The organism is Frateuria soli (assembly GCF_021117385.1).
GTDB lineage: Bacteria > Pseudomonadota > Gammaproteobacteria > Xanthomonadales > Rhodanobacteraceae > Frateuria_A > Frateuria_A soli.
This window is the reverse complement of record NZ_CP088252.1, coordinates 2,414,554-2,438,523: the sequence shown is the minus strand read 5'-3', so window position 1 is coordinate 2,438,523 and position 23,970 is coordinate 2,414,554. Positions and strand designations below refer to the sequence as shown.

At 69.2% G+C, this 23,970-nt stretch carries 25 protein-coding genes and 1 riboswitch; of the genes, 4 read left to right on the top strand and 21 right to left on the bottom strand.

The window, feature by feature from the left end; all coding sequences use genetic code 11:
• Positions 1–111: 111 nt before the first annotated feature.
• The 16 genes from LQ771_RS11260 to crcB form a co-directional block, all read right to left on the bottom strand.
• Positions 112–1,530, bottom strand: a complete 1,419-nt coding sequence (locus LQ771_RS11260; protein ID WP_231349505.1) for a M16 family metallopeptidase — start codon at positions 1,528–1,530, stop codon at positions 112–114.
• 8 nt (positions 1,531–1,538) lie between these two features.
• Positions 1,539–2,912: a M16 family metallopeptidase gene (locus tag LQ771_RS11255; protein WP_231349504.1), complete on the bottom strand. Its 1,374-nt coding sequence runs from the start codon at positions 2,910–2,912 to the stop codon at positions 1,539–1,541.
• Between the two features lie 157 nt (positions 2,913–3,069).
• On the bottom strand, positions 3,070–3,846 hold the full coding sequence (locus tag LQ771_RS11250) for a lipoate--protein ligase family protein (RefSeq protein WP_231349503.1): 777 nt from the start codon (positions 3,844–3,846) through the stop codon (positions 3,070–3,072).
• On the bottom strand, positions 3,843–4,133 hold the full coding sequence (gene lplB / locus LQ771_RS11245; RefSeq protein WP_231349502.1) for a lipoate-protein ligase small subunit: 291 nt from the start codon (positions 4,131–4,133) through the stop codon (positions 3,843–3,845). The genes LQ771_RS11250 and lplB overlap by 4 nt, the downstream gene beginning before the upstream one ends.
• A 48-nt stretch (positions 4,134–4,181) precedes the next feature.
• Positions 4,182–4,592, bottom strand: a complete 411-nt coding sequence (locus tag LQ771_RS11240) for a hypothetical protein (RefSeq protein WP_231349501.1) — start codon at positions 4,590–4,592, stop codon at positions 4,182–4,184.
• A gap of 273 nt (positions 4,593–4,865) precedes the next feature.
• Positions 4,866–7,106 carry a DNA topoisomerase IV subunit A gene (gene parC / locus LQ771_RS11235; RefSeq protein WP_231349500.1) on the bottom strand — a complete coding sequence of 747 codons (2,241 nt, stop codon included), beginning with the start codon at positions 7,104–7,106 and terminating at the stop codon, positions 4,866–4,868.
• A 329-nt stretch (positions 7,107–7,435) separates the two neighbouring features.
• Positions 7,436–7,819 carry a DUF3887 domain-containing protein gene (locus LQ771_RS11230; protein WP_231349499.1) on the bottom strand — a complete coding sequence of 128 codons (384 nt, stop codon included), beginning with the start codon at positions 7,817–7,819 and terminating at the stop codon, positions 7,436–7,438.
• Between the two features lie 93 nt (positions 7,820–7,912).
• Entirely contained in the window at positions 7,913–8,302 is a 390-nt protein-coding gene (locus tag LQ771_RS11225; protein ID WP_231349498.1) for a hypothetical protein, read from the bottom strand.
• On the bottom strand, positions 8,299–9,048 hold the full coding sequence (locus tag LQ771_RS11220; RefSeq protein ID WP_231349497.1) for a M15 family metallopeptidase: 750 nt from the start codon (positions 9,046–9,048) through the stop codon (positions 8,299–8,301). Before LQ771_RS11220 ends, LQ771_RS11225 begins: the two co-directional genes overlap by 4 nt.
• Before the next feature lie 38 nt (positions 9,049–9,086).
• Positions 9,087–10,022: a hypothetical protein gene (locus tag LQ771_RS11215; RefSeq protein ID WP_231349496.1), complete on the bottom strand. Its 936-nt coding sequence runs from the start codon at positions 10,020–10,022 to the stop codon at positions 9,087–9,089.
• A 186-nt stretch (positions 10,023–10,208) separates the two neighbouring features.
• Entirely contained in the window at positions 10,209–11,138 is a 930-nt protein-coding gene (locus LQ771_RS11210; RefSeq protein ID WP_231349495.1) for a TraB/GumN family protein, read from the bottom strand.
• 48 nt (positions 11,139–11,186) lie between these two features.
• The gene (locus LQ771_RS11205) at positions 11,187–13,520 is read right to left on the bottom strand and encodes a winged helix-turn-helix domain-containing protein (RefSeq protein WP_231349494.1); all 2,334 of its coding nucleotides are present in this window, start codon (positions 13,518–13,520) and stop codon (positions 11,187–11,189) included.
• A gap of 86 nt (positions 13,521–13,606) precedes the next feature.
• Positions 13,607–13,780: a hypothetical protein gene (locus LQ771_RS11200; RefSeq protein ID WP_231349493.1), complete on the bottom strand. Its 174-nt coding sequence runs from the start codon at positions 13,778–13,780 to the stop codon at positions 13,607–13,609.
• A gap of 127 nt (positions 13,781–13,907) precedes the next feature.
• Positions 13,908–15,032 (bottom strand): cyclopropane fatty acyl phospholipid synthase, encoded by a 1,125-nt coding sequence (gene cfa / locus LQ771_RS11195; protein ID WP_231349492.1) that lies wholly within the window; start codon positions 15,030–15,032, stop codon positions 13,908–13,910.
• Between the two features lie 29 nt (positions 15,033–15,061).
• Positions 15,062–15,397, bottom strand: a complete 336-nt coding sequence (locus LQ771_RS11190; protein WP_231349491.1) for a DUF190 domain-containing protein — start codon at positions 15,395–15,397, stop codon at positions 15,062–15,064.
• A 9-nt stretch (positions 15,398–15,406) separates the two neighbouring features.
• A complete protein-coding gene (crcB, locus tag LQ771_RS11185; RefSeq protein WP_231349490.1) occupies positions 15,407–15,796 on the bottom strand; it encodes a fluoride efflux transporter CrcB in 390 nt (129 codons plus the stop codon).
• 74 nt (positions 15,797–15,870) lie between these two features.
• A riboswitch (Fluoride riboswitch) is annotated at positions 15,871–15,950 on the bottom strand.
• 91 nt (positions 15,951–16,041) lie between these two features.
• Between crcB and LQ771_RS11180 the strand changes: the two genes are divergently transcribed.
• From LQ771_RS11180 to chaB, 4 genes are all read left to right on the top strand, one after another.
• A complete protein-coding gene (locus LQ771_RS11180) occupies positions 16,042–17,298 on the top strand; it encodes a multidrug effflux MFS transporter (RefSeq protein ID WP_231349489.1) in 1,257 nt (418 codons plus the stop codon).
• A gap of 150 nt (positions 17,299–17,448) precedes the next feature.
• Positions 17,449–19,671 (top strand): DUF5916 domain-containing protein, encoded by a 2,223-nt coding sequence (locus tag LQ771_RS11175; RefSeq protein ID WP_231349488.1) that lies wholly within the window; start codon positions 17,449–17,451, stop codon positions 19,669–19,671.
• 114 nt (positions 19,672–19,785) lie between these two features.
• The gene (locus LQ771_RS11170; protein ID WP_231349487.1) at positions 19,786–20,412 is read left to right on the top strand and encodes a DNA-3-methyladenine glycosylase; all 627 of its coding nucleotides are present in this window, start codon (positions 19,786–19,788) and stop codon (positions 20,410–20,412) included.
• A 56-nt stretch (positions 20,413–20,468) separates the two neighbouring features.
• Positions 20,469–20,696, top strand: a complete 228-nt coding sequence (gene chaB / locus LQ771_RS11165) for a putative cation transport regulator ChaB (protein WP_231349486.1) — start codon at positions 20,469–20,471, stop codon at positions 20,694–20,696.
• Positions 20,697–20,739: 43 nt separating this feature from the next.
• Here the strand turns inward: chaB and LQ771_RS11160 are convergent, their stop codons facing one another.
• The 5 genes from LQ771_RS11160 to LQ771_RS11140 all read right to left on the bottom strand — a co-directional run bounded on the left by LQ771_RS11160 (position 20,740) and on the right by LQ771_RS11140 (position 23,799).
• Entirely contained in the window at positions 20,740–21,201 is a 462-nt protein-coding gene (locus tag LQ771_RS11160) for a hypothetical protein (RefSeq protein ID WP_231349485.1), read from the bottom strand.
• 66 nt (positions 21,202–21,267) lie between these two features.
• Positions 21,268–21,537 (bottom strand): cell division topological specificity factor MinE, encoded by a 270-nt coding sequence (gene minE / locus LQ771_RS11155; RefSeq protein WP_231349484.1) that lies wholly within the window; start codon positions 21,535–21,537, stop codon positions 21,268–21,270.
• 1 nt (position 21,538) lies between these two features.
• Complete coding sequence (minD, locus tag LQ771_RS11150; RefSeq protein WP_231349483.1) at positions 21,539–22,354, bottom strand: septum site-determining protein MinD; 816 nt, start codon at positions 22,352–22,354, stop codon at positions 21,539–21,541.
• Positions 22,355–22,393: 39 nt separating this feature from the next.
• Complete coding sequence (minC, locus tag LQ771_RS11145) at positions 22,394–23,173, bottom strand: septum site-determining protein MinC (RefSeq protein ID WP_231349482.1); 780 nt, start codon at positions 23,171–23,173, stop codon at positions 22,394–22,396.
• Positions 23,170–23,799, bottom strand: coding sequence for a GNAT family N-acetyltransferase (locus LQ771_RS11140; RefSeq protein ID WP_231349481.1), 630 nt, complete (start codon positions 23,797–23,799; stop codon positions 23,170–23,172). The genes minC and LQ771_RS11140 overlap by 4 nt, the downstream gene beginning before the upstream one ends.
• Between the last annotated feature and the right edge of the window lie 171 nt (positions 23,800–23,970).

Here is a 23,970-nt window from a genome sequence, read left to right as displayed (position 1 = left end):
GCCTCTGCTCGGGTCGGGCCCCGGATTTGGTTCGCACATCGGTCGAGCGGGCGTGAAGGCGAGGCATGCATGCGCGCGGCCGCCGGCGGGTGCCGGCGGCCGCGGCTCGGGTCAGGGCTTGAACACCTCGAACGTACCGAACGGTTTCAACTGTGCGTCGATCGCCTTGGGATCGCCCACCACCACGATGCTCTGGTCCTTCGAGTCGAAGTACTTGCGCCCCATGGCCTGCACCTGGTCGGCGGTGACCTTGTTGGCCTCGGCGACGTAGCGGCCCAGGAAGTCCGGTGGCAGGCCGTCGATCCAGTAGCCGGCCATGGTTGCCGTGAGCGCGCCCTGGATCTGGTTGCGCAGCAGGTAGATGCCGCCCACCAGCCGCTTGGCGCCGGTCAGTTCCTCCTTGCTGGGCGCCTGCGTGGCCATGCTGTCGTACAGCTTGGCCAGTTCCGCCAGCGTGGCGCCGGTGACCTCGTTGCGCACGTCGACGCGGGCGAAGGCACTGCCGCCGGCACGCTGGGCGTCGAACTGCGAGAACGGACTGTACGAGTAGCCCTTGTCCTCGCGGATGTCCTGCGTGATACGGCTGGTGAAGCCGCCGCCGAGGATGGTGTCGGCCACGGTCAGCGGGATGAAGTCCGGATTGCTGGCGGCGATCACCGGGCGGCCGTAGCGGATGTTGCTCTGCACGGCGCCGGCGCGCGGCACGATCAGGCGATCGGGCGATGCTTCATGCGGCGCAGGCGCGGTCCTGGCGAGCGCCTTGCCATCGGACTTCCAGCCGCCGAACGCATCGCTGGCCAGCTTGAATGCCTGGTCGGCGTCGATGCGGCCTACGATCACCAGCAGCGCCCGATCGGGCTGGAAGCGGGCGTCATGCAATGCACGCAGCGTGTCGGGGTTGCTCGCCTGGACGCTCGCCTCGTCGAGCGCGTCGCGTGCATACGGATGCGCGCCGAACGCGGCGTGGTCGAAGGCACGTTGCGCCTGCCAGTCGGGGTCGGCCTCCTGCACCTTCAGCTCCTGCATCGCGTTGGCCTGGGCCAGCGCAACCTCCTTGGCCGGGAAGCCCGGATGCAGGGCCGTGTCGGCCACCAGTGCGATCAGTTCAGGGGCGTGCGAAGCCAGCGCGTCGGCGCGGATGGTGATGGCGTCGGCGTAAGCGCCGGTGCGGTAGTTGCCGCCGATGGATTGCAGTTTCTCGGCGATCTGGCGAGAGCTGAGCGAGGCGGTGCCCTCGTCGAGCAGGCGCGCCATCATCTCGGAGATGGCCGGGGTCTTGAGGTCGTCCGCCGCGGTGCCACCCAGTACCGCTAGTTCCACGTTGACCTTGGGCAACCCGTCGCGCGGCACGACCCACACGGTCAGTCCGTTGGGCAACGTGCGCTGCTGGATCTGCGGGGTAGGCAGCGGCTTTTCTGGACCGTAGGCGGGCAGGTCCTTCGGCAGCGGCTGCGTGGAGGCCTGCGCGAAGCCGGCCAGCGAAAGGCCCACGGCCAGCGCGAGCAGCTTGAGCGTCTTGTTCGTCTTCATGGCGGTCCTCACTTGGCGGGAGCTTTGGCGGCGGCGACGGGACGGCGCACGACCACGCTGCGGTTGGCGTCGGTGAGATAGGCGCGGGCCACGCGCCGGATGTCGTCGGCGGTCACCGCCTCGATCCAGCCGGGCATCTTGTTGGCGACGTTGGCGTCGCCCCACAGGGTCTGCAGCTTGGCCATGGTGTCGGCGCGGTTGATGAAGGACTCCAGCCCGCCGTACCAGTCCGACAGCATCTTGGTCTTCACGCTGGCCAACGTGGGGTCGTCCACGCCGTCGTTGGCGACCTTGGCGATCTCCTCATCGAGCGCGGCCAGCACCTGGTCGGGCGTGGCGTTAGGCTTGTAGATGGCGAACAGTCCCAGTAGCGCGGGGCCGGCATAGTCACTGCCGTCGCCGAGCGGGAAGTTCATGCCGCCCTCGATGTTGAGCAGCAGCTGGCGGCCCTTGACCAGGCCCTGGTAGAAGCGCGAAGCGTCGTCGCCGACCAGCAGTTGCGAAAGCACCATCATCGGCACCTGGTCGGCGCTGCCGCGCGGCGGCATCTTCCAGCCGACGGCCAGTGCCGGCACCTTGGCCAGCGCGTCGGTTTCCTCGGCATGGCGCGGCTTGGTGTTGAGCGGCTCGGACACGTCCGGGCGCCTGGGCAGATCGCGTGAGGGGACCTGGCCGAAATACTGCTGCGCGAGTTTGAACGCCTGATCCGGCGTGACGTCGCCGGCGATGCCAAGCACCGCGTTGGCCGGTTGGTAGAAGGTGTCGTGGAAGGTCTTCACGTCCTCGATGGAGGCGTGGTCCAGGTCCTTGAAGGAACCGTAGCCGTCGTGCTTGTTGGCCCACTTGTCGAAGGCCAGCGCGTTCAGGTCGGTCCAGAAGAACAGGCCGTAGGGCTGGTTCTTCACGTTGACACGGATCTCTTCCTTGACCACGTTCTGCTGGTTCGCCAGGTTCTTCGCGCTGAAGTCGAGCGACTTCATGCGGTCGGCCTCCAGCCACAGGATCGGTTCCAGCGCGGAGGAGGGCGCCGAGGCGATGTAGTTGGTGTAGTCGGCGCGGGTCGAGCCGTTGAACACGCCGCCGCCACCCTGGATCACCCGCTCGAAGGTGCCCTTGGGCGCGTCCGGCGTGCCCTCGAACATCAGGTGCTCGAACAGGTGGGCGAAGCCGGTGCGGTTCTGCGGTTCCAGCCGCATGCCCACGTGGTAGACCATGCTGATGCCCACGGTGGGCGAGCTGTGATCCTCGGAGACCACCACGGTCATGCCGTTGTCGAGTTTCTTGACGGCGACCGGCAGCTTCCATGAATCGGTGTCGGCCGCCTGTGCGGCCAGGGCCATGCCCAATCCCGCCACCAGGGCGGCCGTGCGTAAAACGCGCATCTGCATCTCCTTCTGTCCACGCGAATATGGAAGCCCGATCCTGCGGCGGCGGGCGAGGGGGTGCAAGTGACGTTTGGTAGGGGCAGGGCGGACGCCACCCCCGATCCTGGAGGGACCCGGAAATCGATGACTCAGCGTGCTGGTCGCACTCGCCGCGTCACGGGACGTCCGCGGTCCAGACGTGGCTGGTGAATTTTTCCCGGGCGAGCACCTTGGCCTGGGTCAGTTCGTCGGCTCGCAGCGCACCGTCGGCCAGGCCGTGCCGGTGGCGGAAGGTGGCGATCATGTGCTCGATGATCGCCGCGCGCGCCAGTCCGGTCTGGCTGCGCAGCGGGTCGACGCGCTTGGCGGCGCTCTGCGTGCCCTTGTCCGAGAGTTTCTCGCGGCCGATGCGCAGGACTTCGAGCATCTTGGTCGCGTCGATGTCGTAGGCCATGGTGACGTGATGCAGCACGGCGCCGCCGCGGTGCGCCTGCGCGGCGCCGGCGATCTTGCCGCCGGCGGAGGTGATGTCGTTGAGTGGCTGGTACCAGGCCTCGATGCCCAGCTCGGCCAGCGCCTCCAGCGTCCAGGCATCCATCCAGGCGTAGGCTTCCTGGAAGCTCATGCCCTTGATCAGCGAGAGCGGCGCGTAGATCGACCAGGTGATCGTGTTGCCCGGCTCGATGAACATCGCGCCGCCGCCGGAGACGCGCCGCACCACCTCGATGCCATGACGCTGCGCCGCGTCTGCGTCGACCTCGTTGCGCAGCGACTGGAAGCGGCCGATCACCACTGCCGGCCCGCCCCATTCCCACACGCGCAGGGTCGGCGGGCGGTGGCCGGCGCCGACTTCGTGGGTGAGTACCTCGTCCAGCGCCATGTGCAGCGCGGGCGGTTGCGGTTCGGTGTGGATCAGTTGCCAGGCGTGGTCGCGCCAGAGCGTGCGGGTCATGGGGCCGTATCCGGGTCGATGGCGCGGCGGACCGCCACCGCGATGGCTTCGGGGGAGATGCCGTACATCATCACGCCGGGCGCGAGCCGGGCCCGGACCGCGCTCGCGAGGACGTGTTCGTCGGCATCGGCGGACTGGCCTTCCAGCGCGGCGTCAATGGCGTGCAGGGCGTGGTCGGGCTCCAGGAAGAAATCGCCGCTCACCCGCACCTGGGCGAGATGGCCATCGACCAGTTCCAGGTCGACCACGATCAGCTTGCCACCGGGCATCTTGTATTCGCCGTGCATGGTTCCTCCGCTCAGGCCGGCAAGGCTAGCGCAGAGGCGGGCACCGCGTCAGTGACCGCGACCGTGCAAGTGGCCGCTGCCGGCCCCGATCGAGAGGCTCACGCCGCCGGTGGGATGGTCGCAACTGCCGAAGGCCTTGCTGAGGCTGACCGAGCCGCGCTGGTAATTGCCGTCGACGTGGCTGCCGCTCATCACGCCCATGCCGACGCTGCCGTGGAGCTGTGGCTGGTTGTAGGCGGCATCGTCGCAGTCGTCGATGGCGACGCTTTCGTCGGCCGCGGTGCGACCGCTGTGGTCGCCGTAGTACACGCCCGGAGCGCTCGCCGGTTTCGGCGCCGTACTGGCCGACGCCGGCAGCGCGCCGGGCGGGAGCTTGAGGTTGAGCGCCTGGCTCTGCGCCCAGGCGGGGATGGCCAGCTGGGCGGCGAAAAGGACGGCGAGGGACAACTGGGGACGCATGGGGGCTCCGGCTTGCAATGCCTGGGCAGGGGATCGCCTGTACCGGACTTGGAGTGCCGGAGGACGTCAAAGTTCGAAGCAGCGGCCGGTCGAATTCCAGGGAGGCTGTTCCTGACCAACCCATGCCGGCCGCAATGACTCCCGGCCGCCGGGGACGGTACCGACTTTCGTAGGAGCCCACTCGTGGGCGATGGCCTGACGCTCACGGCGCCGCAGGGAACATCGCCCACAAGTGGGCTCCTACAGGGGGGCGCTCGAAGCGTCCCCCCGGTCTCAGCCGGTGGTTTCGATGCGCTCCACACGACGCAGGCCGCGCGGCAGCAGGCCGCCACGGGTGGCGCGGTTGCCGCCGTACTCGACCAGGTCGTTCCAGCGCAGGGTGAGCTTGCGCTGGCCGGCGTACAGCGTGACCTCGCCCTTGCCCTCGGCCACCACCGCGATGCCCGCCACGCGTTCCTCGCCGCTGGCGAGCTTGGCCTTGGGCACTTCGATCAGCTTGTTGCCCTTGCCCTTGTCCAGTTCCGGCAGCTCGGCCACCGAGAACATCAGCAGGTGGCCTTCGGTGGTGACCACCACGATGCGGTCGCGCGCGGGATCGGCGCTGGCCTGTGGCTGCAGGATCCTGGCGCCTTCGCTCAGGCTGATGATCTGCTTGCCGGCCTTGTTGCGGCCGGTGAGCGCCTCGAAGCGGGTGACGAAGCCATAGCCGAAGTCGGTGGCCAGGATCAGCCGCGTGTCGTTGTCGCCGGCGGTGAGCGCGTCGAAGCTGGCGCCCGCCGGCGGGCTGAAGCGGCCGGTGAGCGGATCGCCGTTGCCGCGCGCGGAGGGCAGCGTGTGCGCCGGCGTGGAGTAGCTGCGGCCGGTGGAGTCGATGACCGCGATCTGCTGGGTGGTGCGCGCCTTCACCGCGGCGAGCAGGCCGTCGCCCTCGCGATAGTTCATGCCCTCGGCGTCGACGTCGTGGCCCTTGGCCGCGCGGATCCAGCCCTTCTGGCTGAGCACCACGGTGACCGGCTCGCTGGCGACCAGCGCGCTCTCGTCCAGCGCCTGCGCGACCTCGCGCTCGACCAGCGGCGAGCGGCGCGCGTCGCCGTACCTGGCGGCGTCGGCACGCAGTTCTTCCTTGATCAGGCCCTTGAGCTTGGCCGGGGACTTGAGCAGCACGTTGATGCGGGCGCGCTCTTCCTCCAGCTGGTTGCGCTCGGCCTCGATCTTCATCTCTTCCAGGCGCGCCAACTGGCGCAGCTTCGTTTCGAGGATGTAGTCGGCCTGCTCCTCGGACAGCTTGAACCGCTTCATCAGCACCGGCTTGGGCTCGTCTTCCGAGCGCACGATGCGGATCACCTCGTCCAGGTTGAGGTAGGCGATGTGCAGGCCTTCGAGCAGGTGCAGGCGCCGCTCGACCTTGCCCAGGCGATGGGTGAGGCGGCGCGTGACCGTGTCGGTGCGGAAGGTCAGCCACTCGGTGAGGATCTTCCTGAGGTCCTTCACCTGCGGGCGGCCGTCCAGGCCGATCATGTTGAGGTTGACGCGGTAGCTCTTCTCCAGGTCGGTGGTGGCGAACAGGTGCTGCATCACCTCGGCCGAGTCCACGCGGTTGGAGCGCGGCACCACCACCAGGCGGATCGGGTTCTCGTGGTCGGACTCGTCGCGCAGGTCCTCGACCATCGGCAGTTTCTTGGCGCGCATCTGCGCGGCGATCTGCTCGAGGATCTTGGAGGGGCTGACCTGGTGCGGCAGCGCGGTGATGACGATGTTGCCGTCCTCCACCTGGTATACCGCGCGGGCACGCAGCGAGCCGGTGCCGGTCTGGTAGATCGACAGGAGCTCCTTGCGCGGGGTGATGATTTCCGCCGCGGTCGGATAGTCCGGGGCAGGTATGTGCTGGGCCAGGTCGGCGACGGTGGCGTCGGGGTTGTCCAGCAGGTGGATGCAGGCGGCCACCACCTCGCGCAGGTTGTGCGGCGGGATGTCCGTGGCCATGCCCACGGCGATGCCCATCGAACCGTTGAGCAGCACGTGCGGCACGCGCGCGGGCAGCCAGGACGGCTCCTCCAGCGTGCCGTCGAAGTTGGGTACCCAGTCCACCGTGCCGTGCGCCAGCTCGCCCAGCAGCGCCTCGGCGATCGGGCTGAGCTTCGACTCGGTGTAGCGCATCGCCGCGAAGCTCTTCGGGTCGTCGGGCGAGCCGAAGTTGCCCTGGCCGTCGACCAGCGGATAGCGGTAGGAGAACGGCTGCGCCATCAGCACCATCGCCTCGTAGCACGAGGTGTCGCCGTGCGGATGGAACTTGCCGATCACGTCGCCGATGGTACGCGCCGATTTCTTCGGCTTGGCGGTCGCGGCCAGGCCCAGTTCGCTCATCGCGTAGATGATGCGCCGCTGCACGGGCTTGAGGCCGTCGCCCACGAAGGGCAGCGCGCGGTCCAGCACCACGTACATCGAGTAGTCGAGGTAGGCCCGCTCGGCGTATTCCTTGAGCGGGATCTGTTCGAAATTGGCTTGCAGGTTCATGCGGGGGTTTCTTGCGCGGGTAACCGGCCGATGGTGCCAGATCGGCCGCGGGGGGGACAGTTGCAGGCAAGGTGGGCAGGCCGTGCGGTGGCCGCGCGGTTCCCGGACAGGCCATGTCCGACCCCGGCCCGGCCTGACCGGACGGAGCATTCCCGCCGCCCCGGCGGCCTCGCGCTCGGGATCTTCCGGCCCCGGTGCCGGGTTGGCCCGCCAGCATCGGGCGATCGTTCGCCGCCGGACAGACCTCGCGAGCGGAGAGCTCTTCCGGTCTGGTCCGGGTTCGCGTCGTCAGCCTGGCATCGCGCGCGGGCGGGGGAGATCACCCGTCGTCAGAGGAAGGCCAGGCTGCCGATCCTGCCGTGGGTGTCCCGGCTGCACACGACCTGCACGGTCACGGTGCGCCGCGCGAAGGTCATCGGGGTACGGATGAAAGCGTCCCTGCCGTCGTCCTGGAACACGACCGGCTTGCCGTGGGAGACGTAGGCGCCGAACTCGCGGTTCATGTCGGCCCAGTCGCTCTTTAGCGACTCGGGCGAGGCCATCGCGCGCGCGAAGCCATCCAATTCCCGATGGGCGCCGGCGTAGTCGCCCGACACGAACGCTTCGGTGAACTTCGGTGCGAGGGCGAGGCATTGATCGCCCAGCGCCGAGGCATGGCCGGGGCCCGAGGCGATGCAGGCGAGGGAAAGGGCGAGAAGCGTGGACGTGCGCATGGGAATTTTCCTGTGGTGGAGGACCGGGTGCGGGTCAATGCGTTCGCGGTCCGCGGGCCTGTTCGAACGTGACCTGCCGATGCAGGCCCGTCGCTACAGCAGCGAGAACTCGACGATGGCGCCGCCGGCTCTCGGGTCGCAGGTGAGCGTCGACGTCGTCGCGCCGTGGTCGAACCGCAGCGGCAGGCGGACCGTGGTGGTGTGGTCGCCGTGGGCGGTTTCCTCGGGGACGCCGTGCGAGCGGTAGGCACCCCAGTTGTGCTCGATCAGCGCATCCCACATCGACTCCATCCGCTGCGAGTTGGACTGCAGCGCGACGTCCAGGTAACGGCGAGCGCCGTCGTGGTCGTGCCGGGCGAGCGCCTCGATCGTGGCGATGGATCTGGCCGAGCAGGTGACGTGAGCCGCCTGCGCATGCGCCTGCGCGGCGAACACGGCGAGCGCGGCGAGCAGGAGGTTCAGGCGATGGGTGCGCTTGTTCATGGATATCCCTGGACGATGGGGCGGATGCGTGACGGGACGCGGGTGAGCGTTGTGCGGGAGATGGGCTCCGCGGGCACGTGCGCGACGGCATCGCCGGTACCCGGTCGCGCGGAGGGCGCCTGCGCCAGCCGGGTTTCGGCGGTCGATGCCGGCGCGACAAAGCGCCAGTGCCACGGCTCGAATGCAATGCCCTTCGCATTGCCGTCCGGATAGGACAGCGCGAAGCCGTAGTCGCCGGCGTGGCGTACCAGCCAGTCATACGCGGGCGTGCGCGCGAACGAAGCATCAGCCGCGGGCACGCCGGGGGTGGTCAGGTCCAGCGCACGGCCGCTGTGGTGCTCGCTGTAGCCGGGAAGCGCATTGACGCGCAGTACCGATGCGAGCGGCTGGCCACGATCGAGCTTGCGGCGCAGCAGGCGGCGCTGGTGGTCGAAGCTGCGAAAGCCGGACACGACGCGCAGGACGACGCCATCGCGCGCGGCGGCCGCGAGCATGGCGCGCAGGGCTTTCGCGGCCCTGGGCGCCAGCCGCAGTGGACGGCCGTAGAGATCCCGCCCGGCGTGCACCAGCTTCGGCGCTTCGGGCTGCAGGACCCAGCCGTGCGTGGCCGCGTAACCTGCGTCAGCGCCCATGCGTGCCGCAACGTGCATGGCCCGCTGTGCGTAGCGGGCCGACCGGGCCGGCGTCTCGGCGCGGACGCCCGCGGCAGCGGTCCACAGTGCACAGGCCAGGGCCAGCGACGCCATCGCATGTGCGCCGCCCGCTCGTGCTCCCGCGTGCATGGTCAGGCCCTGCCGGGGGTGAAGGTCCAGCGGATGGTCATGGTGGCGGGGATGCCGCCGGCCTCGACCTGCCGGGTCTGCTGGCCACTCTGCGGACCCTTGCCGGTCCAGTGCAGGTCGTCCAGGGACACGTCGGGGATGATGACCCTGGCGGTGTCGGTCTTGCCGTCCGAATCGGTGGTGCGCTCGTCCACGGTCATGCCCGGCAGCTGGAGCTGCAGCACCCGGGTGTCGCCGTCCCAGGTGGCGCTGGCATTGGGCAGGTTGTCCAGCGGCTTGCCCGATGCGCAGTCCTGGTTGCCTTCGCCGCGGCGCTGTTGCGAGCCGGTTACGTAGTCGCTGTAGCCCTCGCCCGCGTCGATCGTGCGGTAGCGCGAGGTTCCCTGCGTGAGGGCGCGCAGCGAGCACCGCGGGGTGAGGGAGTCGATCGCCCAATCGCCGAGGCCGTGGCTGCTCAGCCTGGCCCTGGTTTTCGTGGCGGCCTCGATGACGCCCGGATGGCTGCGCTTGATATCGGCCGACATTTTCATCATGGCCGCGGTCATGCAGGCCTCGTCCTCGCCGCAGGTGGCCATGGCCTGCTCGATCGCCGGGCCCATGAGTTGCCGCGCGGGGGCGGTCTGCTCGATCACCTGCCGGGCGTTGTCCACGCGCGCCGCGGTACCCTGCCTGCCCTTCAGGTGCACGGTGCCGTCAAGGTGCCGGTGCACCGTGGTGTCGCGGAAGGTGCCGGTCTTCGCATCTCCCTCACGGGCATGCCCGCTGATGTCGATGGAGTAGACCAGCGTGGCGGGGCTCTCCTTCAGGTCATAGGGAGAAACGTCGCTCGCCGTGCCCGGTGGCGACAGGGCCAGGCCGGTGCTGGCGGCAAGGCAGGCGGCGAGGAGGCGGGCGGGCCGCCTTGCGGCGACACGAAGGAGGGTGTGCTGGTGGGTCATGTCCGTGGGCCTGGCTGCGGTACGGGGCACGACGCGGATCGCGGCGTGCGCCGTATCGCAGCCGACTGGCGCCGGCGCAGGCTTGATGACCTTCTGAGGCGGTCTTTACGAATCCTTACTTTGTTTGACGATCAATGGCTTGCGTCGATCGGCCCGGCCGGTGCCGATGGCCGACCGGCCCGTTCCTTACCGTCGCTGAGCGTCGATGCCTTCCCTGGCCAGCCGCGACTGCACGCTGTCCGGGCCGGCCAGATGGGCTGCGCCGACGGCAATGAACACGGTTCCGGGCTGCCGCAGCATGGCGGCGATGCGTTTGGCCCAGGCGTCGTTGCGCTCGACCAGCAGGCGCTGGTAGAGCTCGGGTGTCTCGCGGCGCATGAGGTCGTTCTCCAGCCAGGCGAGCGCGGCCTCGTCGCCGTCCTTCCAGGCCTGGATGATGGCGGACAGGTCCGCCATGGCGCGGTCGGTGTCGCGCAGGGTCGAGCGCAGCATCGCCAGTTGCATCGCCTGGGGCATGTCGGCCAGGAAACGGATCTGCTGTTCGGCGGTCTCCAGCCCCCGCACCGGTTTGCCCGCCTTCGCCATGGTGGCGCGCAACTGTTTGTCGACGCCTTCGGCGGGGTCCAGGCCTGCCTTGGTCAGCGGCGCCACGGTGAGGGTGAGCGCGGCCAGCCACGGCCGCATCATGTTCAGGGAGGCCACGCCGCCGGGGATGTCTGCCAGGCGCGCGGCGCGTTCCAGCCGGCCGCGCTCGAACGGCGTCAGCCGGTCGGAAAGCGAATGCGTCATGTCCATGCCGTAGCGCATCACCAGCGCCGCCATGCTGGCCTGGTCGTCGTCGACGATCTCCACGTACAGCGCCTGGCTGTCCTGCAGAGCCTTGTCCAGCGCCGGGAAGTGCCAGTCGGTGTCATGCGGCAGCAGGTGCACCGTGCCGAACAGGTAGATCGTGGTGTCCTGGTCCTTGATCGTCCAGAGCGCCGGATGAGCCAGCGCGGGAGTCGCAAGGAGAGCGAGGAGCAGGCCCAGCAGCGCCAGGCCAGTCCGCTGCCCCCGGCGTGGCCGGTTGGCCGGCAAGCGGGCGGCGGCGAGGCCGGCAAGCGAAAGACGTTTCATGGCGATCCCGTGGATGGCTGGCGGTGCCACACGCATGCTACCGCCCGATCAGGGCGAAGCCGGATGTATCGCGACCGGTTCGGTGGCCAGCGCGGCGAGGGCCTCCGTGCGCAGGGTCGTGAGCCGCGCCGCGGCGCGATCGCGGCGGGCATCGTCCCCTTGCCGCGCCATCCACTGGCCGTAAAGGCGGAGCACGTCCGCATTGGCGGCGGTGCCGGCGTCGAAGCCGGCGAGGGCGATCGCGGCCGCATCCGCGTTCGTGTCGCGCAGGGCGATCACCAGCCCGATGTAGTGCAGGTTGTCGCCCATAGGGTCGTTGGGGCGAGGCGCGGCGGCCGCGGCCTCCAGGGCCTCGCGAGCCGGTGCGGCGTGGCCCGCCGCGGAGGCTGCCATCGCCTGGAACAGCCGGCGCTCGTAGGCGTAGTTGGACGGCTGTTTCTGCGCGGCGATCAGCGCCTCCGCATCGCGCTCGACCATCGCCACGGCCGACGGCTCGGCCACCAGCGCGGCCGACGCTTCGCTGAGCCGGATCGCAAGCCACAGTGCGGGGTCCTGCGCCGGATCGACCAGGGCAGCCGCCTGGCGGCAGTCGGCGAGCGAGCCCGGCGCGTCGCCCTCGTACCAGCGACTGCCGGCGCGCAGCATCAGGGCCAGTGCGCGCCAGACCGGGTTGTGCCGTTCTTTTCCCGTAGCGAGCAGCTGCGCCGCGATGGGCTTGACGTTCGCGCTGAGGCCGGCGTTGAGCAGGGCGATCGCCAGGTTGTCGCCGCTGGCAAAGGTGAGCCACGGATCGACACCGAGCGAGCGCCGATAGCTGTTGGCGAACAACCGTATCGCCTCGCCGTTCTTGCCTTCGCGCGCAAGCACCAGCGCAAGGTTGTAGGCGTCGCCGCGCGCGTCCCGCTCGTTGCCGATCGCCTCGCTGGCGGCAAGCGCCGCGCGGTTGGCCGCCTCGGTTGCGACGACATTTCCTTCCGCCTCGGCGACCGCCGCTTCGCTGTTGTGGAGATTGGCGTCCATCTGCTTCAGCTGGTGGCTGGCGACCAGCTCGCGGGCCGCGGCGAGCTTGCTGCGCGCCAGCGGCAACCGGTGCAGCTTGGCGGCCACGTTCGCCGACTTCAGCGCGACCTCGGCATCCATGCCGGCGTCGTGTCCGGCCAGCCGGGTGGCATCGTCCAGCAGTGCCAGCGCCTCTTCGTAGCGATGACGGTTCATCGCCAGCTGCGCCAGCTGGACCAGGCTGCCGGCGGCCAGCACGTCGTCGCCCTTGGCGCGTGCCACAGCCAGCACGCCTTCGAGGGTTTGCCGCGCCTGGTCGGGCTCGTCGGTCACCACCTGGGTCTCGCCGAGCCGGAAGCGGGCGGGCAGGAAGTCCGGTGCGTTCTGCGCCGCCAGCAGGAAATAGGGCTTGGCCTGCATCCATCGACCGCGCATGGCTTCATCCAGGCCGCGGGCGAAGGTCTCGGCCAGGTAACCACTGCCGGAGCGTACGCCCCGGACTTGCGGCGGCGGACCCAGCCGCAGCGCACGGCGGATGCGCGCGATCGCCTGGATGCCGAGCGTCCCGGGTTCTTCCCCGGTGATGACGATGTCGCCGGGGGGCGCCAATCGGCCCGCGTCCAGGTGCAGGTCAAGTTCGTAGAGCCGGTCGGCGAGCTTGCGCAGGCGGCTGTCGACCACGATGTCGGCGTGCGTGACGAAGCGCGCGTGTTCGGCGCGGCTGCGCCCCTGCGGCGGCGTGTAGTCCCAGACGCGCGCCACCTTCAGCGCGTCGATGACCGTGACATCCCGGCCTTCGCCCATCAGGCTCGCCATCAGCCCGGGCAGGCCGTGCGAAACCCAGTCGAGCCGGGGGTCGCCGGTGGCATTGGTCGTGGGCATCATGGCCAGGCGCGGCGGTGCCGCCAGGGGCGGCGCCCGGCTCGCGGAGACGAACAGGAACACCAGCAGACCAAGCGCCGCGAGCGCGGTGGCGGCGAATGCGAACGGCCGCCAGCGGTGCCGGCGGGTCGCGGCATTCGTCGATGCCGGGCCCGGCGGCGTGACGGATCCGGCCTCGTCGGGCAACGCTGCGACGGGCGTGACGGCGGCCGCCCACTGCAGGCCGCGGCCGTAGACGGTGCGGATCACGGCCTGGCGTTCGCCGTTGTCATCCAGCGCGCGGCGGGCCTTGTAGAGCAATTGGCTGAGTGCCGCATCGGTGATCGGCCGGTGGCCCCACAAGGCGGTGACGACTTCCTGCTTGCCGACGGCATGGTCGCGGTTCTCGACCAGCAGCAGGATCAGGTCGAACACCTTCGCTTCCAGTTCGACCGGCTGTCCGTTGCGCAGCAGGCGTCGGCAGGCGGGCACGATCGTGTACTCGCCGCATTGCCATGACACCCGGGTTGACCCCTCTCCCTGCATCGTGCCGCGTCTCTTTCCATGCGGTTCCCCTCCGGGAGGTGTACCACATTCGCGAAGGGGGTTCAGCGCCGCGCACAAACCGCGACGTGCGCCCGGACGGTCAGGCGACGCGCATAGTCGGCGCGTTCGCGTTCGTCATGCAGCAAACGGTCGGTGAGCCGGTCGACGTGCGCCTCCGCGTCGGCCAGCGAGCGGGCCAGGCACTCGTTGCCGAACTCGTCGCATTCCGCGGCCACGGCATGCACGTCCGTCAACGATGTAGCCGAACGCCGTGAGGATGCCGTCTTCGACGTGGTTCATCGCGCGCAGCCGATCGTCGTAGCCGTGATCGCCGCGCGAGCCCATGATCACCCGCGGAGGCGCCTAGCGCGGCACGCGGTAGCCGCCCGGCACGCCGCGGGGGCTCAGCGTGAGCTGCCACAGCTGGTCGCGCCGGCTGCGGAAGACCGCGGCGGAGACGGCGAGGTAGTAGTGCCACATGCGGCGGAAGCGGTCGTCATAGTGGTGCGACAGGGCCGGCCAGGCGGCGTCGAAATTGGCGCGCCAGGCGGTCAGCGTCCTGTCGTAGTCGGCGCCGAAGTTGTGCCAGTCCTCTACAACGAACAGACCCTCCAGTGCCGTGGCGGTCTGGCTCATGGCCGGGATCATCGAGTTGGGGAAGATGTATTTCTCGATCCACGGGTCCGGTCGCGAGGGTGCGCCGTTGCTGCCGATGCAGTGCAGGAGGAACAGGCCGTCCTCGCGCAGGCAGCGCCGTGCCACCTCGAAATAGCTGCGATAGTTGAGGGCGCCCACGTGCTCGAACATGCCGATCGACATGATCGCGTCGAACGGCTCGTCCAGCTCGTGGTAGTCCTGCAGGCGGATCTCCACCGGCAAGCCGGCGCACAGGGCCTGTGCGTAGGCGGCCTGCTCCTGCGAGACGGTGATGCCCACGCCCTCGATGCCGTACTTCTCCGCCGCGTACTTGAGCGCCTCGCCCCAGCCGCAGCCGATGTCGAGCACGCGCTGGCCCGGCTTCAGCCGCAGCTTGCGGCAGATCAGGTCGAGCTTGGCGACCTGGGCATCGTCCAGGCTGGTCGCTTCCGCCCAGTAGCCACACGAGTACACCAGGCGCTCGCCGAGCATGGCCTGGAACAGGTCGTTGCCCAGGTCGTAGTGCGCCTTGCCGATCTCGAAGGCGTGCTCGCCCCGCTGCAGGTTGACGAAGCGCGCCTTCAGGTGGGCGATCAGCGTGTCGAGGGTCTTCAGTTCCTCGTCGATCTGCGCGCGCAGCAGGCGGGTGAAAAGGCCGGGCAGGTCGTCGCTGTCCCACCAGCCGTCCATGTAGGCCTCGCCGAGGCCCAGCGAGCCGTGCGCGAACACGCGGGCGTACAGGCGATCGTCATGCACGCAAAGGTCGCAGGGTGGCTTGTCGGCGGCTCGCACCCCGGCCAGCGCGAGCAGGTCGATGGCACGTTGCTTGAGGGACTGCTGGCGGAAGGGCATGGCGACGATCCTTCAGATGGCGGCACGCCTCACTGCGCGCCCAGAACGCCCAAGCGTATGGTCGAGGTTGCATACACCACGTGGACGCCTGCCTCCCGCACGCAGGCGAGCAGGGCGTCGGCCTGCCCCGGCGGGAGCAGGAACTCCACCTTCACCGGCAAGTCGTCGGCCAGTTCGAAGAATCCCTCTTCGTGCAGCACGCCGTGGCGGCCGAAGCCTGCGGTGGCGCGGAACACCGAGCCGCCGCCGACGCCCTGCCGCCTTGCCTGCTCCAGCAGCCATTCGGACAGCAGTCTGCCGTCGTGGCGCGCGCGCAGGTGGACGTAGAAGCTCAGCTGCACGCCTTCGGTTGTCGTGTCGCTCACGGTGTTCTCCTAGAGGGTGCGCAACAGGCCGCGCGCGAGCGCGATGCCGAGCAGCGTCAGTCCGATCGAGCCGGCCAGGTGCCCCAGCAGGTGGCCGGCAAACCACAGGTACTGCTGGCGCAGCAGCAACGTGGAGGACTCGGCCGAAAAGGTGGAGAACGTCGTCAGGCCACCGAGGAAGCCGGTGAACACGAACAGGCGCAGTTCCGGCGGCAGGGTCTGGAAGTGGTCCCACGCGCCCATCGCCCCACCCATCAGCAGGCCGCCGAGGAGGTTGGCGACCAGCGTGCCGGGCGGCAGCGTGGGAAAAAGCTGGTTGAGCAGGCTGCCGAGCAGCCAGCGCAGCCAGCAGCCGAGTGCGCCGCCGAAGCCGATGGCAAGGAATCCGGTGTAGCTCACGAAAGCGCCTCCAGTGAAAGGTCGAAGTCGCCGGACCCTCCGCGCCGCGGGCACGCACCCGCACCCGGAGCGTCCGGTGTGCAGGCATCATCAACCCCTCGATCGGGGCGGTTCGTTCCGCGGGAACGGGAGGCATGCCATCTCCCATCCGCGCGATGCTAGCGGATGGGCGCATGCCCGGCCACTGGCCACCGGGGCGGGGAAAGGCCCGTGGCATACTCGCCACCGCTTCCCGGCCCGACCCGATGACCACCACTCCTTCCCCCGTCCGGCGCAGCCTGCCGTGGCTGCTGGCCGCGCTGTCGATGATCGGTCCGTTCTCGATCGACGCGGTGTTCCCGGCCTTTCCCCTGATCGGCGCGCGCTTCGCGGTGGACGAGGTCGCGCTGCAGCAGCTGATCAGCGTCTACCTGTTGACCTATGCGGTGATGAGCCTGTTCCACGGCGCGATCTCCGATGCGGCCGGGCGCAAGCCGGTCATCGTCGCGGGCATGCTCGGTTATGCAGCGGCCTCGGCCGGCGCCGCGCTGTCGACTTCCTTCGGCATGTTGCTGGCATGCCGCGGCATCCAGGGCGCCTGCGCCGGCGCGGGCCTGGTGGTGGGGCGTGCGGTGATCCGCGACAGCCTCGAGGGCGAGGCGGCGCAGCGGCTGATGTCGCAGGTGATGATGATCTTCGGCGTGGCACCGGTGATCGCGCCCATGGTGGGCGCGCAACTGCTCGGTCTCGGTGGCTGGCACGGCATCTTCTGGGTGCTGACCGGTTTCACGCTGGTGCTGGCGGCCCTGCTGCTTTGGCACCTGGACGAAACCCATCCGCCGGCGGCGCGCAGCCGGTTTGCGCTGAAGCCGCTGCTCGCCGGCTACGTCGCGTTCGGGCGCGACCGGCCGTTCTGGCCGCTGCTCATCTCGTGCTCGGTGAACTTCGCCGGCCTGTTCCTTTTCATCGCCTCGGCGCCGCGGATCGTCCGCGAGTTGCTGGGCCTGTCCGCGCAGGGCTTTCCCTGGCTGTTCATCCCGGTGGTGGCGGGGCTGGTCGGCGGGGCCTGGCTGTCCGGGCGGCTGGCCGGACGCCGCGGGGTCGGTTTCACCGTGAACCTGGGTTACGCGGTGATGTCGCTGGCCTGCGTGCTGCACGTGGTCCTCGCCCTGGTGTTTCCGCAGCCGCGGCTGCCCTGGTCGATGCTGCCGCTGGTGCTGCATGGCGTGGGCGTGCAACTGGCGTTCCCGACGCTGACCCTGTTGTTGCTGGATCGCTTTCCGCACAGGCGCGGCGGCATCTCCTCGGTGCAGGCCTTCGCCAGCCTGCTGCTCAACGGCGCCGTGGCTGGCGTGCTCTCGCCGATGTTCTCGGCCAGCCTGCTGCGGCTCGCGCTGGGGGCGAGTGGGTTGACGGTGATCGGCGTGCTGTCGTGGGGCTGGTATCGCCGCATCACCCGCGCGCCGCGGACGCCGCCGCCGCGCGACGTCGAGTTGCAGGCGCAGATCGCCGAACCGCGCTGAGGACGCGTGTCCGCGGACACCGCCGCCGGCGTGACTTTCGCCAGTCGGCGCGTCGGGGAAGCTTGCCTATCCTTGCGCTACTTCCCCCGCTCCCTCGTGCCGATGCGCCTCTACGACCGACGCTCGTTCCAACTCCGTGCCCCGCGTGCCATGCGCGCGCTTGCCGTGCCGCTGGCGCTGCTGCTCGCCGCGCCGGCCATGGCGGTCGACGTGGACGGCCACATCGACCCGGCCGAGTGGCAGGGCGCGAAACGCATCACGGATTTCCGCAAGGTCCAGCCGCTGAACGGCGAGCCGGGCAGTCTGCCGACCGAGGCGTGGGTGATGTCCACCCCGGAGGGGCTGGCGATCGCCTTCCGCTGCATCCAGCCGCCGGACGTGCCGCGCACGCACCAGCGCATCCGCCGCGACGAGCAGGCGCAGGTCGACCGGGTCAACCTGATGGTCGACTTCGATGGTGACGGACGCACCGGCTACAACTTCATGGTCACGCTCACCGACGACATCAACGACGCGGTGCTGACCAACGAGTCCCAGTTCAACACCGACTGGGACGGCAACTGGAAGCACGCCGCCAGCGAGGACGCGCAGGGCTGGTCGGTGGAGATGCTGATCCCGTGGTACATCGCGCCGATGCGCAAGGCGACTGACGGCGAACGGACCATCGGTCTGTACCTGGACCGGGTGATCGGCTCGACCGGCGAGCGTGATGCCTGGCCGGTGGCGAGCTTCAACAAGCCCCGCTTCGTCTCCGACTTCAGGCCGGTGACGCTGCCGGCCTACACGCAATCGCTGTTCGCGATCACGCCCTACGTCGTGGGCATGCGCGACCAGGTGCACGGCGACAACAGCTTCAAGGGCGGCGCCGACATCTTCTGGAAGCCCAACGGCCAGACCCAGCTGACCGCGACGATCAACCCCGACTTCGGCCAGGTCGAGAGCGACGATCTGGTGGTGAACTTCGGCGCGGAGGAGACCTTCTTCACCGACAAGCGGCCTTTCTTCACCGAGAACCAGGGCATCTTCGATTTCAGCATGCTGATCGACAACAGCCAGCTGATCTATACCCGTCGCGTAGGTGGTCCGGCCGACGACGGCAACGGCGCGGGCGACGTGATGGGCGCGGTGAAGCTCAACGGCAGCGTGGGTGCCACCCGTTACGGCGTCCTGGCGGCGGAGGAAAGCGGCGACGCCGGGCGTACGTTCTCGGCCGTGCGCCTGGTCCACGACTTCGGCAGCCAGAGCCTGGGCATGCTGGCCACGCGCGTGGAACGCCCCTGGCTCGACCGCGATGCCGACGTGCTCGGCATCGATCACCGCTGGCAGCCCAACGACAAGCTGACCGTGACCAGCAACGTCGTCGGCAGCGCGATCGACCAGCACGGGCGCACCGTGCGTGGCACCGGTGCCACCGCGGTCGTCGAGTACGAGATGAACGACCGGTGGACCCAGCAGTGGCTGGGCATGCATTTCGACGACAAGCTCGATCTCAACGACTTCGGCTACCTGCCGCGCAACAGCCTCAACTACGTCCACTGGGAGGTGCGCCGGCGCTTTGCCGACCTGCCTGCCGGGTCGCGCTACGCCTCGCATCTGTGGCACTGGCGCATCATCGGCATCGACAACGACCATGGTCTTTCGCTGCAGCGGCAGTTCCGCGTGATCCGCGAAAGCCAGCTGCGCGACGGTGGCGAGGAAGACTGGCAGCTCAACCTCGACGCGCCGGCGCACGATGACCTGCTTACCCGCGGCCACGGCGCTTTGCGCACGCCCGGCAACGCGATGCTGGACTGGGAACGGCACAGCCCGCGCAGGGGCAACTGGGCCTGGGAAACGGAAGTGACGCTCAGGGGCAGCGACCGGGTGGGCCTGCGGCGCGTGGGTTATGCGGCAGCGTTCCAGCCGACCTATTTCATCAACGACGCCTTCAGCCTGTTCACCGGCCTGACCTATGAATTCGACCCGGACTGGCTGGTCTGGCAGCACGACAACCTGATCGGCAGCTTCGACAGCCACCAGGTCCTGCTCGACGCCGGCATCAACTGGAACATCGGCAGCCGCCAGGAGCTGCGCGTGAAGCTGCAGGCGCTGGGCCTGGACGCGCGGCTGCTGCAGGCCTACCGCGTCAATGGCGACATGCGCGCGGTGCCGGTGGACGACCCGGTCAACGACTTCAGCGTGCGCAACCTGGGCTTCCAGATCCGCTATCGCTACGAGCTGGCGCCGCTGTCGGATCTGTACGTGGTGTACGGGCGCGGCGGCTACGCCCTCGATTCGCGCTACAGCGAGGCGGGCAGCCAGTTCGGCCGCAGCTTCGACTTGCGCGACAGCGAACAGCTCCTGGTCAAGCTGGCGTATCGCTTCGAGCTGTAGCACCGGGCGAGCGGGCGGGAAGCCGCCCGCCCGCTCGCCCGGCAGGAACCACGTGGCGGGCGGCCCGTCCCTGGCGAGTGGAGCCGTTGACGCATCGCGCGGCATGCTGTGCGCATGACTCCCGACTTCATCGCCTCGCTGCTCGGTCGCCCGGCCACGGTGCTGCCGAGGGGGTTCTTCGCGCGCGACCCGCGCGTGGTGGCCCCCGAACTGCTCAACAAGGTCCTGTTCAACGCCGACGGGCGCAGCGGGCGGATCGTCGAAACGGAGGCTTACTGCGGTGCGGCCGATCCGGCGGCGCATTCCTGGCGCGGGCGCACCGCGCGCAACGCGACCATGTTCGGTCAGCCCGGGCTGCTCTATGTCTACTTCACCTACGGGATGCACTGGTGCTGCAACCCGGTGTGCGGCGAGGAGGGCGAAGGCGTCGCCGTCCTGCTGCGCGCGCTGGCGCCGCTGACCGGGCTGGCGGCGATGCGCGCGGCGCGTCCCGGCTGCCGGCGCGACCGCGATCTGTGCCGCGGGCCGGCGCGGCTGTGCCGGGCCCTGGGTATCGACGGGACGCAGGACGGCATCGACCTGGTCGAGGGCACCGGCGGCTTCACCATCGTGGACGACGGCGTGGCGCCGCCGCTGGAACCGGGCGCATCGCCGCGGGTCGGCATTACGCGCGCGGTCGACGCGCCGTGGCGATGGTTCGTGCCCGGCGACCGGCATGTGTCCGGGCAAAGCAGAGCTTGACGCCCGCTTGATCCGGCCGGGTGGACGGTGTGGCGATCCACTCGAGGAGACCGGCCATGCCCTACAAGTCGACCCGTGACCTGCCCGACGCCGTGCGCGACAACCTGCCCGGCCACGCGCAGGAGATCTTCAAGGAGGCGTTCAACAGCGCGTGGGACGAGTACGCGGACCCGGACAAGCGCCGGGGCGATGAGTCGCAGGAGGAAGTCTCGTTCAAGGTCGCCTGGTCGGCGGTGAAAAAGGAGTACGAGAAGGGCGAGGACGACAAGTGGCACAGGAAGTAGGCGCGCCGCGGAGCCGTCGCCCCGTCGTGGGGAGAGGACCCGATCAGGCCAGTCCGCGGGCCTGCAGGAACGCCAGTGCCTCGGCCGCATCCTGGTCGAACCAGACTCTCGTCGAACCCAGCCGGAAGCTGTAGCCCCACGCATCCATGTCGGCCATCAGGCGCGCGCGGCCGACCCCCGGCAGTTCGTCGGCGAGCAGGATCTGCAGGTAGCAGGTGGCGTCCTCCTCTTCCACCGAGTCGGTGGCGTCGGTATGCACCTGCGCGCGCCGTTCGGGCGGCAGCACCAGCAGGTGGCAGGCCTCGTGCAGCAGCGAATGTACCGGCGTGTCGTCGCGTGCATGGACTGCGGTGCCGATGATGCCGGCTTCCTCGTCGCCCCAGTAGCTGCCGGGGATCGGCGCGCCCGCGGGCACGCGATGCAGCGCCAGGCCATGGCGTGCGAGCAGGGCGGCGGGTGCGTCGAAACCGATGTCGGCCAGGCGCAGGACGTCAGGAGTGTTCATGGGCGTAGGGCGGGCTCGAGCCCACCGCTCCTGTGCCGCAAGGTGGGCCGAAACCCACCCTGCGATTTACGGCGTGCCGGCGGCCTTGCCGTCGGGCAGGGCGACGGAAAGCTCCAGCACCTCATGGCCACTGTCGCGCTCGACGTTGATGTTGATCGCATCGATGTCGACGTGAACGTACTTCTTGATCACCTCGAGCAGCTCGTTGCGCATCAGCGGCAGGTAGTCCGGCGCGCCGCGGGTGGAGCGCTCCTGCGCCACGATGATGCGCAGGCGTTCCTTGGCGACCGAAGCGGTGGGTTCCGGCTTGCGCTTCAGGAAATCGAGAATGCCCACATCAGCCTCCGAACACGCGCTGGAGAAAGCCCTTCTTGGCCACTTCGGTGAAACGTAGCGGACGCGCCTCTCCAAGGATGCGCGCGACCGTGTCGCGATAGGCCTGGCCGGCGTTGGAGTTCTCGTCCAGGATCACGGGCACGCCGGCGTTCGATGCTGCCAGCACGTTCTCCGACTCCGGGATCACGCCGACCACGGTGATGCCAAGGATTTCCTCGACGTCCTTGACGCTCAGCATCTCGCCGAGCGCCACGCGCGCGGGGTTGTAGCGGGTCAGCAGCAGGTGCTGGGTGATGCCGGCCTCACCGCGCTCGGCGCGGCGCGTCTTGCTGGCGAGCAGGCCCAGGATGCGGTCCGAGTCGCGCACCGAGGAGACTTCCGGGTTGACCACCACCACCGCGTGGTCGGCGAAGTACATCGCCAGGTGCGCACCCTTCTCGATGCCGGCGGGCGAGTCGCACACGATGAAGTCGAAACCGTCGTTGGACAGGGCGTCGAGCACCTTCTCGACGCCTTCCTGGGTCAGCGCGTCCTTGTCGCGGGTCTGGCTGGCGGCCAGCACGAACAGGTTCTCGTGGCGCTTGTCCTTGATCAGCGCCTGCTTGATCGTGGCCTCGCCGTTGACGACGTTGACGAAGTCGTACACCACGCGCCGCTCGCAGCCCATGATGAGGTCCAGGTTGCGCAGGCCGACGTCGAAGTCGATCACCGCGACTTTCTTGCCGGCCATCGCCAGGCCGGTGGCCAGCGAGGCGCTCGTGGTGGTCTTGCCGACACCGCCTTTGCCGGACGTGACGACGATAATCTCAGCGCTCAAGGGCTCTTCTCCGGGATGCTTGGGTGTGGGAATCGCCGGTCACAGCCGGGCGATCATCAATTTTTCACCATCGAGCCAGCATTGCACAGCCTGGCCTTCGAGGTCCTTGGGGATCTGTTCAAACACGCGGTAATGGCCGGCGATGGCTACCAGTTCGGCGCGGAAGTCGGACACGAAGATGCGTGCCTTCTCGTCGCCCTGCGCGCCGGCCATGGCACGACCGCGCAGGCTGCCGTAGACGTGGATGGAGCCGTCGGCGATCACTTCGGCGCCGTTGGCGATGGCGCCGGTCAGCACCAGGTCGCGCTCGCGCGCGTAGACCTGCTGGCCAGAGCGCACGGTGCCGTCGTGATGCTGTGCGCCCAGCCCGGGATTGGCCGGCGGCGTGGCGTGGATCGGTTCGCGCACCGGCTCGGCGCGCGGCGCGGGTGCGGCGGCCGGCGCCGCGGCGGCTGGCGCGATGCTGCTGCCGTCGGCCGGCTCGTAGGCGGCGCGGAACTTGGCGATCAGCGGCAGTCCCATGCGCTGGGCCAGCGCCTCGGTGGCGCTGGTGCCGTAGGCCAGTCCCACTGGCAGCATGCCCGCGCTGCGCACGGCTTCCAGCAGTGCGTCGACGGTGCCGTCGTCGGGCAGGTCGAGCAGATGCGACAGGTCCAGCACCACGGCGGCGCGGGAGAACAGTTGCGGCGCCGAGCGCACGCGCCGCTCGAGCTCGTCGCAGAGCGCGGCGGCGTCCACGCGGCGCACGCGCACGCAGGCAATGCCGACCTGGCCGAAACGCAGGTCGCAAGCTTCAGTGGTATCCATTTTTACCGTCATGGGCGCCGCTCTCCGGCGAGGCGGCGCGGCTGGGAGGTGAGGGAGGAAGCGGGAACCGGCAGCTCGCGCTCGGCAAGCCACGGCTCGTCCGGCAGGCCGCCGTGTTCGAGCCAGGTCTCGCGCACGTAGGCGTAGCTGGGCAGGTCCTTGGCCAGCAGGCTCACCTGCGGTCCGGAATCGCCCATGCGCTGCTGGCCCACTTCCTGGAAGCCATAGGTGCCATGGAACAGCACGACCACGTCGTCGCGCGGCTCCAGGAACACTTCGCACGTGAGCAGCGGCACGCGCACCTCGGCGTAGCTGGTGACGTCGCAATAAAGGATGCGGCCCAGGCCGTGGCGGCGGAACGCGTTGCCGATCACGATGCGGTCGATGTAGACGAACGATTCGTAGTGCTCGGAAAACCAGCGGTAGTTGGGGCTGTCGTAGTTGCCGCCGTCGCGCAGGGCCATCAGGAAGCCGGCCAGCTGGCCGTCGATCTCGGCGACGCGGAAGTAATCGGCCCGCTCGTAGAAGTAGCGCAGCTGCGCGGCGTCCAGGGCGAGGATGGAGCGGCCGGCGGCGTTGTTGAGCGCCAGCACGGCATCCAGGTCGTGCTCGCGCACGTCGCGGATGGCTAAGGCCATTCGTTGCTCCGCAGATAAGGCAGTCGATCGGTGGGTCGCCGCAGGCGTCCCGCAAGTGCGCATTATGGCACGCGGGGGCGGGGTGCACATCCCGCGCGCACCTGTAAAACCTTTGTAAAACGAGAGCCTGCGTGTCCGGTGGCAGGGTGACTTTCCGCGCATTGCGCGGGG